We start from the raw sequence: 13,343 nt of genomic DNA on the forward strand, positions 1-13,343 counted from the left end.
ATCCGTTGGCAGCCAGCCCTGCCAAGACGCCAGGGCCATCGCCAGCGTCGTGACCACCACCGACAGGATCAAGGGGCGCGCCAGCCGCGGGACCAGGGCCGCCTGGAACGGCAGCAGCAGCCAGGCGATCGTCAGGAGCGAATCACTCGGTTCCCAGGACGCCAGGGAACGGGGGGGCATCCATAGTCCTCAGTCGCCACCGCCGGGAAACACCACACGACCGCCGAGAAAGGGGTGCGAAACCCACTACGGGCAGCAACGAGCACCAAGAAGGAGATCACCCCGGTGCCCATTCCATCGATTCCCATCAGCTTGAGGAAAAGGTTACGGCGAAGCAGCAGACCCACCAGGCCCGTGAACACGGTGAGCAGCATCAAGGATGGCCATGGATTCTCAGACATTCCGGAAGATCAGTCATCTATCGGGGCCTTCTTCCGCACCGAGCAGCGCGCCTCACGGCCAGCTTCTCTCCATCACACCCTTGCCCCACCGACATGGGATGGATGACGCGCCGCCCGCTCCCGAGACTGGGAGAGCATCGCCTGGTCGCTGGACGGCTATGGGCAGGCTTCTCCGGAAGGTTGGATCGCCTCGATCAGCGCCAGCTGGGGCCACGACCGGTTCGCGTTCACCAGCCATGCGGTTGCGGGGCTTTCCGGCGTGCGTACCACCCCCTGGTACTTGGTTCCAAACTGAAGGGACATCCTCGGCCACGGCAACAGCCACGCGATGGCGGTGAGGACTCCGGCCTCGCCTCAGAACTGGCCACTCGGATCCGTCTGCGCGATAGCTTCAGCCTCAGCGTGGGGGCCGCGCTGCTTCGCGCCACCCTTGGCTTCTGATCGTGTGGAGTAGGCTCCCTGCTAACAGGTTCGTTTCCACCCAGGTCACCGAAGATGAACGTTGTGGATGGAGCGATTGAGGTGCAGTCTTTCCTCACGGTGACCCTGGGGATTCTCGTTCTTTTCCTCGGTAAGGATCTCAACAGTCGCTTCCGCTTCCTGCGGGATTTCACCATTCCGGAGCCCGTTAGTGGCGGCCTGCTGGTGGCGCTGCTGATCACCCTGCTGCATATCGCCTTTGGCTTTGAGATCAACTTCGGTATGCGGGCCCGTGATGTGCTGCTCGTCTACTTCTTCACCACTGTGGGCATGAATGCGAGCTTCGCCGACCTGCGCCGTGGTGGCCGCTCCCTGGTGGTGCTGCTGGTGCTGAGCATCGTGCTGATGGTGGCGCAGAACCTGCTGGGAATCGGCCTGGCCCGTTGGAGTGGATTGCCGGCCGCCACCGGACTGCTGGTGGGCACGGTGTCGTTGATCGGCGGCCACGGCACCACAATCGCCTGGGCACCGAAGTTCGCCTCCGGACACGGCGTGGCCAACGCCCTGGAGATCGGCATAGCGGCCGCCACCTTCGGCCTGATCATCGCCAGTGCCACTGGAGGACCGATCGCCCAGTACCTGATCCGCCGCCACCGTCTGGCAACCCCCGGCTCCGAGGAGTCGCCCGTGCAGGCAAACCCGAGGGGAGGCGGGGAGGTGATGGGTTCCCTCGATTTTCTCGGAGCGGTGCTGGCGATCAACATCTGCATCATCCTCGGCTCGATTCTGCAGAAGCTGATGCGCGACCTCGGGCTGTTTCTGCCATTGTTCGTGCCCTGCCTGATCATGGGCATCTTGCTCAGCAACCTGCTTCCAAGGCCAGGGCCGAAGGCAGGGTTCCGCTGGCCCTCCCGCACCCCGGCCCTGGCCCTGATCGCCGAGATCTCGCTCGGGGCGTTCCTGGCGATGTCCCTGATGGCCTTGCAGTTCTGGACGCTGGTGGATCTGGCAGGGCCCCTGCTGCTGATCCTGATCGCCCAGTTCCTGCTGGCCCTGGTGATCAATCTTTTCCTGGTGTTTCCGCTGCTCGGTGGCACCTACGACGCCGCCGTGATCGCCGCAGGCTTCGGCGGCATCTCGCTGGGCTCCACCCCCACCGCCATGGCCAACATGACGGCGGTCACCCAACGCTTCGGGCCTTCGTACAAGGCCTTCATCGTGTTGCCGCTGGTGTCGGCGTTCCTCATCGATCTGTTCAACGCCGTGCTGATCCCCTTCTTTCTGCGCCGCCTCTGAGCCTGCCGCCGCTCTCCAGCCACGGGACGATCACGCAGATCTTCGATTCGTTCTCAGATGTTGGCCCGCCCAGCCCCCATCCCCATCACCTTGAGGAAAAGCTGCGCCGCAGCAGCAGGGCCTCCATCACCCAAAAGCCAAACCTGCCTAGGACGCCTTGGCTTGTGACCAGCCAATCGGCGCGCCAATCTCAGACCATGACGGGGAAGGTACGGCAGCGTCTCCCCTGCCTACGTTGCTGTGGGTGGGTCCATCGGTCCTATGCCTTCCCCTGGATCGCAAGGCTGGTGGGCATCAGTTCACGCTTTCATTCACGGGTGACGTGAGTCGGGGCACGCAACGGTGAATGATCTGTTCAGCCATCAAGGCGAGCAAGCCAGGCGCAGGATCGCCCCGCTGGCCGAGCGCCTGCGGCCGCGCAGCCTCGACGACTTCGTTGGTCAGGCGGCAATCCTGGGTCCGGGGCGGCTGCTGCGCCGTGCCATCGCCGCCGACCGGGTCGGCAACCTGATCCTGCACGGCCCCCCCGGCACCGGCAAGACGACCCTGGCGCGGATCATCGCCGGCAGCACCCGGGCCCACTTCAGCAGCCTCAACGCCGTGCTGGCCGGGGTGAAGGATCTGCGTGCCGAGGTGGACGCCGCCAAGTTGCGCCTCGAGCACCACGGTCTGCGCACGATCCTGTTCATCGACGAGGTGCATCGGTTCAACAGTGCCCAGCAGGATGCCCTGCTCCCCTGGGTCGAGAACGGCACCGTGACCCTGATCGGCGCCACCACCGAAAACCCCTACTTCGAAGTCAACAAGGCCCTGGTCAGCCGCTCCCGTCTGTTCCGTCTTCAACCCCTGGAACCGGACGATCTGCGCCTGCTGCTGGCGCGAGCCCTGGCCGATCCCGAACACGGCTTCGGCCAACGCTCCGTCGAGCTCTCCGAACCAGCGGGCGCCCACCTGCTCGACGTGGCGGGGGGCGATGCCCGCAGCCTGCTCAACGCCCTCGAACTGGCAGTGGAAACCACTGAAGCCGACGCCGACGGCGTGATTCGCATCGACCTGGCCATTGCCGAGGAATCGATCCAGCAGCGGGCGGTGCTCTACGACAAGCAGGGCGATGCCCACTTCGACACGATCAGCGCCTTCATCAAGTCGATCCGGGGCTCCGACCCCGATGCGGCCCTGTTCTGGCTGGCGCGGATGGTGGAAGCCGGCGAGAACCCTCGCTTCATCCTGCGGCGCCTGCTGATCTCCGCCGGCGAGGACATCGGCCTGGCCGATCCCCAGGCGATGGTGGTGGTGGAAGCCTGCGCCGCCGCCTTCGACCGGGTGGGCCTGCCGGAGGGGCTCTATCCCCTGGCCCATGCCGCCCTCTATCTGGCCGGAACCGAAAAGAGCAACAGCAGCCTGGGCTTCTTCGATGCGGTCAAGGCGGTGCGCGAAGCCCGCCGCCAGCAGGTGCCCGCCCATCTGCGCGACGCCAACCGGGACGGCCAGGCCTTCGGCGATGGGGTGGGCTACCGCTATCCCCACGCCTATGCCGACCACTGGGTCGCCCAGCAGTACCTGCCCCAGGCCCTGCAGGGGGAGGTGTTCTGGCAGCCCGGATCCCTGGGCTGGGAAGGGGGGCTGCGCAAACGGCTGCAGCAGCGCCGGGCCGCCCAGTTGGCCGCCGCGGCCGAAACAGCGGCCGACGACCGGGGCGACCTGCTCAGCAGCAGCCCGGACGACCCGCTGCTGAACCGCTGGCTGCAACGCCAGGCCGGAGCGGAGGGGGAGCGGCTCGACCGGCTGCGCCAGCGCTTCTGGCAGGACGCCGCCATCGGGCGCCTCGACCGGGTGCTGGTGGTCGAAGCCCACTCCCTGCTCTGGGCCCTCGATCCGCTCGAAGCTGCCAGCGAGGGGGAAGTGGTGCTGACCACGCCGAGCGCGGCGGTGCGCGATCGCCTGCAGGCCCAGCTGCAGCTGCTGGATCAGTTGCGGCGACCTCGCTTGCTGGCCGTGGCCAGCGACGCCCCCGAGGAGCTTCAGACGCAACTGGCCGGTCCGCCCCAGGGGGAGGGTCGTTTTGAGTGGATCGCCGCGCGCCAGCCCTGGCGCCACAGTTCCGCAGCGCAACGGCTGGCCTGGCTGGAGCAGCTCACGGCCCTGGCGGCCCCGGGAGCCCGGGCCCGCCTGCTGTTCACCCATCCCCTGCTGGGACCGGCGGGCAGCCTGCGGGCCCACCTGCTCAGCCGCGCCGCAGGCGACGTGCCGGCCGTTCTTGAGCGCGCGGCTACCAGGGAACAGGAGTGGCTGGCGGGCGACGCCGAGCTGGCCGATCGGGTGCAGGAGGGGCTGGAAGCCCTCGGCTGGCATGTGCAGCGCCGCTTCTGGGAGGAGGGGCTCGACCTTCCCCTGAGCGAGGCCCTGCTGGAGCGCTGGTTCGGCGCTGAGGCCAGCTACCGGAAGCATCTGGCGGCAGCGCTTCCGGCCGCTGGCCGCAAGAGCCTCGAAGCCCTGTTCCGGGAGCGACGGGGTACCACCTTGCCCCAGCCCCTTGGGCACACCCTGCTGCTGGCCCAGTGGAGCGCTGAGCCATGAAAAAACCCCGGCATTGCCGGGGCTGGAAAGGATGGGAGAGATCTCCCCGATCGATCACCAGAGGCCGCGAACCGGCTGATCCATCATTGGCGCAGGGGCGGGGCCGGGGGTGTCCCGAACCATGGCGACGGGGTCGGCCATCTGGTTGGCCTGGATGCAGGCGGGCAGGAAGACGTACCAGGACAGCAGCGAGGTGCACTGGGCGGTGCCGGGCTGGCAACGACCCTCGGCACAGATGTTCTGGGAACCGGTATAGGTGTTGCAGAAATCAGCCAGACGGAAGTCGGTGGGCAGGGCCTTCATGATGCCTGCCGAGGAGATCGAACCGTCCTTGGAATCGGAGATGATCGCCGACCGCAGAGCCTGTACAGCATAGGTATTCATGCTGTAGTAAGGGAAGTAGCTGCTGGTCGCGTTCTTGAGGAACTTGACACCGGCGTCCGAGTAAAGGAAGCGCGAGACCCCGACGAGGTTGACGGCATAGGTCTTGGTCATGCCCGACTTGACTTCGTCGGACGTCCAGCCGGAGCGGGCGAGACCGCCTTCCAGGCCACGGTCGGTGATGTCGCCGGAACCCAGAAAGGTGTCGAAGGCTTTCTGGTGGGTGGACCACACGGCGCCGCCGGTGTTCCAACGCACAGGCAGGTCGTTGTCCACGGCCGCGGACGCGGGCAGCACGGAGGCGGAAAGAGCCGTTCCCACAAAGAGAGCGGTGAGAGTTCGCTTGAACACGGGAGGCGATGTTGACTTCAATATCAACCTAGCCATCAAGGGTCGTTTTGCGTACTTCTCGTGTCCAGTTTCTTTGCCTCTCCACACACAACGGGCAAATTCGTGCGGACTTGGGTGGCCAGCAAGGGGCGAAACGGGGCTCTGAGGGGCAGTACCACTAGGCTACACGGGTCTTCCTCGTTCTCAAGGTTCGACCCATGGCCCTGCAGGTGGGAGATCCAGCCCCCGATTTCACCCTCCCCGATCAGACAGGTGAGGCGGTGTCCCTCTCCGCACTGAAGGGGCAGCGTGTTGTGATTTATTTTTACCCCAAGGACGACACTCCTGGTTGCACGAAGGAAGCCTGCAATTTCAGGGACCGCTGGGGTGCCTTCGAAACCCACGCCATCAAGGTGCTGGGAATCAGCAAGGACGGGGCTGCCAGCCATGGCAAGTTCGTCGCCAAATACGACCTGCCCTTCACCCTGCTCACCGATGCCGAGCCCTGCCCTGTGGCTGAGTCGTACGGCAGCTATGGGCTCAAGAAGTTCATGGGCAAGGAGTACATGGGCATGATGCGGCACACCTTCGTGATCGATGCCGAGGGCAAGTTGGAACGCCTTTATCTCAAGGTGAAGGCCGAAACCATGGCGGATCAGATTCTTGAGGATCTGGGCCTGGTCTGACGGACCCCGATCGGCGGAGCGGGACGCAGGGCCACAAGGGCCTCCAGGCAGAGCTCGGGACGGTGCAGAAGACCCTCCTCCCCCAGCCCGGACGACCTGCGCAGGAGCGGCCACAGGATCGGCCCATCCCCACCGGTGAGCACGATCCGGCACTTGTCATCCAGCGCCCGGGCCTGGCGTCCGGCCTCCAGCACCGCGGCGGCCAGGCCTTCGGCCACCCCAAGTCGCATCGCCGCGTCGGTGGCCCGGGGCCAGGGCTCCCCGCCAACGGCACTCGCCAGGCCCCCCTCCAGGGAAGGCAAGGCCTGGGTGGCAGCGCCCATGGCCCTCAGTTGCAGGGCCGCACCCGCCATCAGCCGGCCACCGACGAAACGGCCGCAGCCGTCCACCCGGGTGAGGCTCAGCACGGTGCCGGCATCGGCCACCAGCACCGGGCCGCCTGCAAGCCGGGCCGCCCACCAACCCGCCAGGGCTCGATCGATGCCCAGCCAGGGGGGGGCCTCAGCCAGCGGCACATCGTCCAGAGCCAGGCGGGTCTCGGCCGGGAGACCGGCCCAGGGTGGGACTGGTCCCACCGCAGCCCAGACCAGGGGAAGGTCCACCGCCACCGTCAGGGGTGACGTCGGTGGGGGCAGGTGCTGGAACCGCTGGAGCTGGTCGGCACCGCTTTCGCCGGTCTCGGACAGAGCCCAGTGCCAGCGGCTGTTGCCGATCAGCAGCCAGCGAAGCTGGCGATCCGACACCTCAGATGCCCTCGCCCATCAGCCCTGGCATGTGGATGCCGCACTCCTGCTGCAGCCCGCCGAAACGGGTGGCTCGGCCATTGGTGGTGCCATCGTCGGGGCCGCTGGTGTGCCAGTCGCCCACCGTGGAATAGCCCTGCTCGAAGAGCGGGTGCTGGGGCAGATCGTGTGCCTGCATGTAGTAATAGATGTCGCGGCGGCTCCAGGCGAGCAGCGGCCGCAGCGACCAGCGCTCCCGCACCGGATCCAGACAGTGCATCGCTCCCCGGTGATCCGTCTGGCCGGCCCGCACACCGCTGGCCCAGCAGTGCACCTCCAGCCGTTGCAGCCCCCGGTCGAGGGGTTCGACCTTGCGCAATCGGTTGTAGGTGAGCATGTCGTCGCGATTCTCCGTTTCCCACAGCCGGCCGTGTAGAGCCTCCATCCGGGCCGGGCTGAGATCGGCCTGCAGCACATGCAGATCGATCTTGAGGCGGTCGCAGAGCTCGTTCGCGTAGCGATAGGTCTCGGGGGGCAGGTAGCCGGTGTCGACCCAGAGCACGGGGATCGCTGGCCAGGCTCCGGAGCCGTCAAGCGCACTCACCATGTGCAGCATCACCGCCGACTGGATGCCAAAACTGGTGGTGACGGCGAAGTGACCGGCGAACGCCTCCTGGGCCCAGCGCATCCGGCCGATGGCATCCAGGGGCTCCAGTTCGGAGCGGGCGGCACCGAGGTCGATGGCGGATCCATGGCGATCGCGGGGCAGGGCCTGGTGGGCCGTATCCAGACCCGCCGGGCTGCCCTCGGGGCTGATGGACGCCGTGAGGGGGAAGGACACCATCCTTCCATCATCGCCTTTCAGGGATCAGGGGATTGTGGTTAGGGTGACGGGATGCAAGGGCAACGGCAAAAGGCCCAGAACGTCGTCATCATCGGGGGTGGCTTCGGAGGCCTGTACACGGCGCTGGCGCTGGCTCAGCAAAAGAACCATCCCCCTGTCCTGCTGATTGAGCCCAACGACCGGTTCCTGTTTCTGCCACTGCTTTACGAGTTGCTGAGCGGCGAACTACGTGCCTGGGAAATTGCCCCGCGCTTTGACGGCCTGCTGGCGGGCCGTGGCGTGGCCTGGCTGCAGGACCGGGTGGAGCGGATCGATGCCGACCGCCAGCAGCTGCACACGGCGGCGGGCCGCACCCTCTCCTATGGCCGCCTGGTGATCGCCACAGGGGCCCAGAGCAACACTTTCGCGGTGCCGGGGGCCGACCGCCACAGCCTGGGCTTCCGCAGCCTGGCCGATGTGGAGCGGCTCCAGTGCCTGGTGGCTGACCTGAAAAGCCAGCGGAAGCCCCTGCAGCGCATCGCCGTGGTGGGGGCAGGGCCGACCGGGGTGGAGCTGGCCTGCAAGCTCGCCGACATGGCCGAGGGCAGCGCTGTGATCGAGCTGATCGAGCAGGGGCCGCAGTTGCTGCCCCAGTCCAGGGCCTTCAACCGCGAACAGGCTGCCCTTGCCCTCCGGCGCCGTGACGTGCGGTTGCGGACCCGTACCCGCGTGCAGGCGGTCGAGGCCGAAGCGATCACGCTCCAGTGCCACCCGGACGGGGACAGCACCGCCCACAGCGAGACCCTCGCCGTTCGGGCGGTGGTCTGGACCGCCGGGCTGAGCTTCGCTGCGCCCCGGATCGACCCCGCTCCCGCCTGCGACAGCCGCGGCCGCCTGCTCTGCGGCCCCGATCTGTGCCTCCAGGACCATAGGGATCTGTTCGTGGCGGGAGATATTGCCGCCCCTGTGGATCCTGACGGAACGGCCGGTGAGGTCCCCGACGGCGCCACTCCGGCCACGGCCCAGGTGGCCTTTCAGCAAGCTTCGGTGCTGGCCACCAACCTGATCCGCTCCCTCCGGGGAGAACCCCTGGAGCCCTTTCAGTGGAATGACCTGGGCGAAATGATGAGTCTGGGCGTCGGCGAAGCCAGCCTGACCGCCGCCGGTTTCACCCTGGCCGGCCCTGCCGCCTACCAGCTGCGCCGCCTGGCCTACCTGGCCCGCCTGCCGGGCCGGCCCCACCAGCTGCGGGTGGCCGCCGGCTGGCTGGCCGACTGGAAGCCATGACGGCCATGACGGTGTCGCCGTCGACCTGGCCCCGTCCCCGGGGCCTGCTGCTGGATGCCATGGGCACCTTGATCGGCCTGCGCCGCTCGGTGGGCCATACCTATGCCGCCGTGGCGGCTGAGCACGGCCTGCGTGTCGCCGCTGACGCCATCGACCAGGCCTTCCCTGGGGTCCTGCGTCAGGCCCCTGCCCTGGCCTTCCCCGGCCTCGACGGCGACAGCCTGCTTCAGGCAGAGCGCCACTGGTGGGGGCAGCGCATCGACGCCGTCCTGGAGGCGGCCGGCGCAGCGGAGGTCCCGGCGGAGCTGCATGACGCCCTGTTCGATCGCTTCGCCGATCCTTCGCTGTGGCACGTCTTTGCCGATGTCCCCGCCGTTCTGCGCCGCTGGCACGGGGCGGGCCTGCGTCTGGCCGTGGTCAGCAATTTCGATCGACGGCTGCAGCCGCTGCTGGAGGGCCTGGGCCTGGCAGATCTGTTCGAGGCGGTGGTGGTCTCCAGCAGCGCCGGAGCCGCCAAGCCGTCGCCGGTGCCCTTCCAGGTCGCCCTGGAGTCACTCGCTCTGACGCCCTCCCAGGTGTGGCATGTGGGCGACAGCCCGGAGGATGGGGCCGGCGCCAGGGCCGCCGGTGTGCGCTGCCTGCTGGTGCGGCGTCCTTGAGGCAAGGGGTGCTGGCCGGTAAAACAGTGGGTCTGCGGCCCGCGGAGCGGCGTCGGCTGGAGCAGATCTGCCACCGCCGCCACCCGGGCGATGCGGTGGCGGATCTGCTCACCCTGCAGCGCCTGGCGGCCGAGGGCCGCGACCTGGACTTGCCCCTCACCCTGGTGGTGGATGGGCGCGGCCTCTGCCGTCTGCTCTGGGTGGGGGAGCTGGACCATTCGGCGCGCCTGCTGGAGAAACTTCCCGGCCCCTCCAGGCGTCAGGGGCACAACCTGCGTCTGCTCACCAGCGCAGGGGCAGGACGCCAGGCGCACCTGCAGCCCTCAGCCCAGGAGGCCGTGGTGGGCATGGACGTGGCACCTGACCTGTGGCTGCGCTTCGGCCAGCAACCGGACGTCGGCGGACGCTGGCCGGCGGCGATCCACACCCCGGCCTGCAGCGGTGACCGCGCCTGGGACTGCGTCCTGGAAGGGGATCTGGCCGAACTCTGTGACCTGGACCCCGTCGCCCTCGCCGCGGCGGAGCCGCCGGACGCCGAACCAGCCCCCGCCCTGGCGGGCCCGGAGCGGGTGCTGCTGCTGGTGCAGACCAGCGGCGACCGGGCCCTGAGCGACCGGCGCATCGCCGAACTGGAAGGCCTGGTGCGCAGTGCCGGTGCCATTCCAGTGGGCCGGGTGGAGCAACGCCGCCATGGCCCCGTCTCCCGCAGCCCCTGGGGGGAGGGCAAGCTGCGGGAGGCGGCCCTGGAGGCTCGCCGCGTCGGCGCCAGCCTGGTGGTGGCCGATCGGGAACTCACCCCGGGCCAGGCCCGCGACCTGGAGGGACTGCTCGACCTGCCGGTGAGCGACCGCAGCGAGCTGATCCTCGACATCTTTGCCCAGCGGGCGGCGAGCGGCGCCGGACGGCTCCAGGTGGAGCTGGCCCAGTTGCGCTACCGCCTGCCGCGGCTCACCGGCCGGGGACTGAGCCTGTCGCGGCAGGGGGGCGGCATCGGCACCCGGGGCCCGGGCGAAACCCAGCTGGAGAAGGACCGGCGCGCCATCGCCCGCCGCATCGAACGGCTGCAGCGGGAGGTGCAGCGGCTGGGGGCCCACCGGGCCCGCCTGCGGGAAGGGCGCCGCGACCTGCCGCGCCTGGCCCTGGTGGGCTACACCAATGCCGGCAAGAGCTCGCTGCTCAACGCCCTCACCGGGGCCAGTGGCAGCGACGCCGTGCTGGCCGAGAACAAGCTCTTCGCCACCCTCGATCCCACCACCCGTCGGATCGAGCGGTCGGCAGGCGGCGGCACGGACGGCCAGCCGCTGCTGGTCACCGACACGGTGGGGTTCATCCGCGAGCTGCCCCCCCAGTTGATGGAGGCGTTCCGCTCCACCTTCGAGGAGGCCCTCGATGCCGATGGCCTGCTGATCGTGGTCGACCTGGCCGATCCGGCCTGGCCCGAGCAGCTCACCACCGTGCAGGCGATCCTCGATTCCCTGCAGGCCACGATGCCCAGGCGGGTGATCGGCAACCAGATCGACCGCTGCGCCAGCGACGAACTGGAGCGGGCCAGGGCCGTGGATCCGGCCATGCTGTTCGTTTCGGCCACGGCGGACCTTGGCCTCCAGCATCTGCGCCAGGAGCTGCAGTCGTGGCCCGCCGCCACCACGACGGGCGGCCCCACTGCTGTGCCAGCATCGTCCGGCGCCAATTTCTCTCCCATGACCCTGCAACTGGGCGACACCGTTCCTGATTTCACTCAGGAATCCCAGCTCGGCCCGATCAACCTCTACGACTTCGCCGGCGACAGCTGGGTGGTGCTGTTCTCCCATCCCGCCGATTACACACCCGTCTGCACGACGGAACTGGGCGAGGTCTCTCGGCTGCGCGCCGAATGGGAGAAACGCAACGTCAAGACCATCGCCCTGAGCGTCGATTCCGCCGAAAGCCACAAGGGCTGGATCGGCGACATCAACGACACCCAGAACACCACCGTCGACTATCCGATCCTGGCGGACAGCGACAAAAAGGTGAGCAGCCTCTACGGCATGATCCACCCCAATGCCCTGAGTAACCTCACGGTGCGCTCGGTGTTCATCATCGACCCCAACAAGAAGCTGCGTCTGCAGATCACCTACCCCGCCAGCACGGGCCGCAATTTTGATGAGATCCTGCGCGTGATCGATTCCCTCCAGCTCACCGACCATCACCAGGTGGCCACTCCAGTGAATTGGAAAGAAGGCGAGGACTGCGTGGTGGTGCCCTCGATCCCCACCGATGAAGCGCGGCAGAAGTTTCCCAAGGGTGTCACTGAAATCCGTCCCTATCTCCGGATGACCCCCCAGCCCAACAAATGAGGCGACTGCAGAGTTGGCGGCACCGTCTGACGGTGCCGCAGTTCACGCTGGTCACTGGCGTGCTGGTGATCGCCTTCGGCACGCTGCTGATGGCCAGCCCGCTCTGCTCGAGCGATGAGGTGGGCCTCTGGGAGGCCCTCTTCACCGTCACCTCCGCCATCACCGTCACGGGCCTGTCGATCATTGATGTTGGCGTCGATCTCACCTTTGCCGGCCAGGTGGCCCTGGCCGGGCTGATCCTCACCGGCGGCCTGGGGTTGATGGCGATCACCACCTTCCTTCAGGGCTTCGTCCAGGGCCGCTCGGGCCTGCGCCAGCGGCTCGATAAGGGGCGTGCCCTGGATGATTTCGGCGTCGGCGGTATCGGCCCCACCCTGAATCAGATTCTGCTGATTGCCGCCGTGGTGATCGGCATCGGCACGCTGATTCTCTACAACTTTGGCTTTACCGATATCCCCGACAAGGGCCAGCGGCTCTGGGCTGCCCTGTTTCATTGCATCAGCGCCTACAACAACGCCGGTTTCGGCCTGTGGCGCGACAGTCTGGAGGGTTACCAGAGCCAGCCCATCGTCAATGGGGTGATCGGGCTGTTGATTGTGATGGGTGGCATCGGCTGGCGCGTCACCAACGACATCTGGGTCAACCGCTTCCGCCTGGCGCGCATCCGCCGTCTCAGCCTGCACACCAGGCTGGTGATTCGCACCACCATCCTGCTGATCGTCGTGGGAACCGTGGGTCTGCTGTTCACCGAACACTTCGCCACCGAGGAAATGGTGCGACAGATGAACCTCTGGGAAAGAATTCAGGTCACCCTGTTCCAGTCGATCACCACGCGCACCGCTGGTTTCAACACCATTCCCATCAGTGTGGAAACCATTTCCGACTCGGGCATCCTGTTGATGATCATCCTGATGTTCATCGGCGCCAGTCCCGGTGGCACCGGCGGCGGCATCAAGACCACCACCTTCGCCGCCCTGATCGCCGCCACCCGCTCCACCCTGCGCGGCCACGACACGGTGGTGGTGAGAAATCGGGAGATCCCACTCAAGGTGATCCTCAAGGCCGTTGGCGTCACCCTCGGTTCGGGCCTGTTCATCCTCTTGATGGCGTTGCTGCTGGGGCTGGGCGACACCACCGCCGGAACCCCTGGCAGTGAGGCTTTCTCCTTCCTGGAAAAACTGTTCACCTGCGTGTCCGCCTTCGGCACCGTGGGCCTCGATCTGGGGGTCACCAGCCAGCTCAACCGCTGGGGGCAGCTGGTGCTGATGATCGGCATGTTCGTGGGCCGGATCGGTATTCTCCTGCTGCTTTCGGCTGTCTATGGCAGCCGGCCCCAGAATCGTGTGGGCTACCCCCGCGAGGAGCTCTACATCTGACTCCCAGAGTCCTCCCCTGCCACCCCTGCCCATTCCCCCCACTGACTTC

Annotated in this window: 11 protein-coding genes and 1 pseudogene; 8 read left to right on the top strand and 4 right to left on the bottom strand. The window is 67.4% G+C overall.

All coding sequences use genetic code 11. From position 1 onward, the window contains the following. Positions 1 to 131 precede the first annotated feature (131 nt). The gene (locus tag KBY95_RS13935) at positions 132 to 401 is read right to left on the bottom strand and encodes an NADH-quinone oxidoreductase subunit K (RefSeq protein ID WP_315861410.1); all 270 of its coding nucleotides are present in this window, start codon (positions 399 to 401) and stop codon (positions 132 to 134) included. A 495-nt stretch (positions 402 to 896) separates the two neighbouring features. On the opposite strand from KBY95_RS13935, the gene gltS reads away from it, so the two are divergent. Then, positions 897 to 2,117: a sodium/glutamate symporter gene (gene gltS / locus KBY95_RS13940; protein WP_254965758.1), complete on the top strand. Its 1,221-nt coding sequence runs from the start codon at positions 897 to 899 to the stop codon at positions 2,115 to 2,117. Positions 2,118 to 2,459: 342 nt separating this feature from the next. Further along, complete coding sequence (locus tag KBY95_RS13945) at positions 2,460 to 4,694, top strand: AAA family ATPase (protein WP_254965760.1); 2,235 nt, start codon at positions 2,460 to 2,462, stop codon at positions 4,692 to 4,694. 54 nt (positions 4,695 to 4,748) lie between these two features. Here KBY95_RS13945 and KBY95_RS13950 read toward each other — a convergent pair whose 3' ends face one another. Further along, on the bottom strand, positions 4,749 to 5,462 hold the full coding sequence (locus KBY95_RS13950; protein ID WP_254965762.1) for an alpha/beta hydrolase: 714 nt from the start codon (positions 5,460 to 5,462) through the stop codon (positions 4,749 to 4,751). Positions 5,463 to 5,623: 161 nt separating this feature from the next. Between KBY95_RS13950 and bcp the strand changes: the two genes are divergently transcribed. After that, positions 5,624 to 6,091: a thioredoxin-dependent thiol peroxidase gene (gene bcp / locus KBY95_RS13955; RefSeq protein WP_254965763.1), complete on the top strand. Its 468-nt coding sequence runs from the start codon at positions 5,624 to 5,626 to the stop codon at positions 6,089 to 6,091. Here the strand turns inward: bcp and KBY95_RS13960 are convergent. Together KBY95_RS13960 and KBY95_RS13965 are read right to left on the bottom strand one after the other, a co-directional pair. Then, entirely contained in the window at positions 6,061 to 6,834 is a 774-nt protein-coding gene (locus KBY95_RS13960) for a type III pantothenate kinase (protein WP_254965764.1), read from the bottom strand. The genes bcp and KBY95_RS13960 overlap by 31 nt on opposite strands. 1 nt (position 6,835) lies before the next feature. Then, positions 6,836 to 7,657: a phosphoadenylyl-sulfate reductase gene (locus tag KBY95_RS13965; RefSeq protein ID WP_254965765.1), complete on the bottom strand. Its 822-nt coding sequence runs from the start codon at positions 7,655 to 7,657 to the stop codon at positions 6,836 to 6,838. 51 nt (positions 7,658 to 7,708) lie between these two features. On the opposite strand from KBY95_RS13965, the gene KBY95_RS13970 reads away from it, so the two are divergent. From KBY95_RS13970 to KBY95_RS13990, 5 genes and pseudogenes are all read left to right on the top strand, one after another. Next, entirely contained in the window at positions 7,709 to 8,923 is a 1,215-nt protein-coding gene (locus tag KBY95_RS13970; protein ID WP_254965766.1) for an NAD(P)/FAD-dependent oxidoreductase, read from the top strand. Further along, the gene (locus tag KBY95_RS13975) at positions 8,920 to 9,582 is read left to right on the top strand and encodes an HAD-IA family hydrolase (RefSeq protein WP_254965767.1); all 663 of its coding nucleotides are present in this window, start codon (positions 8,920 to 8,922) and stop codon (positions 9,580 to 9,582) included. Before KBY95_RS13970 ends, KBY95_RS13975 begins: the two co-directional genes overlap by 4 nt. A 347-nt stretch (positions 9,583 to 9,929) precedes the next feature. Continuing rightward, positions 9,930 to 11,198 (top strand): annotated as a pseudogene (hflX, locus tag KBY95_RS13980) (GTPase HflX); the annotation flags it as partial. Between the two features lie 84 nt (positions 11,199 to 11,282). Further along, a complete protein-coding gene (locus tag KBY95_RS13985) occupies positions 11,283 to 11,918 on the top strand; it encodes a peroxiredoxin (protein WP_254965781.1) in 636 nt (211 codons plus the stop codon). Further along, positions 11,915 to 13,294 (top strand): TrkH family potassium uptake protein, encoded by a 1,380-nt coding sequence (locus KBY95_RS13990; RefSeq protein ID WP_254965768.1) that lies wholly within the window; start codon positions 11,915 to 11,917, stop codon positions 13,292 to 13,294. Before KBY95_RS13985 ends, KBY95_RS13990 begins: the two co-directional genes overlap by 4 nt. Positions 13,295 to 13,343 lie beyond the last annotated feature (49 nt).

Source organism: Cyanobium sp. Aljojuca 7A6 (assembly GCF_024346455.1).
Lineage (GTDB): Bacteria > Cyanobacteriota > Cyanobacteriia > PCC-6307 > Cyanobiaceae > Cyanobium.

Bases quoted from the DNA above. Each gene is read 5' to 3' on its own strand.
- KBY95_RS13990 (WP_254965768.1), top strand. From the start codon at position 11,915: ATGAGGCGACTGCAGAGTTGGCGGCACCGTCTGACGGTGCCGCAGTTC.
- KBY95_RS13970 (WP_254965766.1), top strand. From the start codon at position 7,709: ATGCAAGGGCAACGGCAAAAGGCCCAGAACGTCGTCATCATCGGGGGT.
- KBY95_RS13935 (WP_315861410.1), bottom strand. From the start codon at position 401: ATGTCTGAGAATCCATGGCCATCCTTGATGCTGCTCACCGTGTTCACG.
- bcp (WP_254965763.1), top strand. From the start codon at position 5,624: ATGGCCCTGCAGGTGGGAGATCCAGCCCCCGATTTCACCCTCCCCGAT.
- KBY95_RS13985 (WP_254965781.1), top strand. From the start codon at position 11,283: ATGACCCTGCAACTGGGCGACACCGTTCCTGATTTCACTCAGGAATCC.
- KBY95_RS13950 (WP_254965762.1), bottom strand. From the start codon at position 5,462: ATGGCTAGGTTGATATTGAAGTCAACATCGCCTCCCGTGTTCAAGCGA.
- KBY95_RS13965 (WP_254965765.1), bottom strand. From the start codon at position 7,657: ATGGTGTCCTTCCCCCTCACGGCGTCCATCAGCCCCGAGGGCAGCCCG.
- gltS (WP_254965758.1), top strand. From the start codon at position 897: ATGAACGTTGTGGATGGAGCGATTGAGGTGCAGTCTTTCCTCACGGTG.
- KBY95_RS13975 (WP_254965767.1), top strand. From the start codon at position 8,920: ATGACGGCCATGACGGTGTCGCCGTCGACCTGGCCCCGTCCCCGGGGC.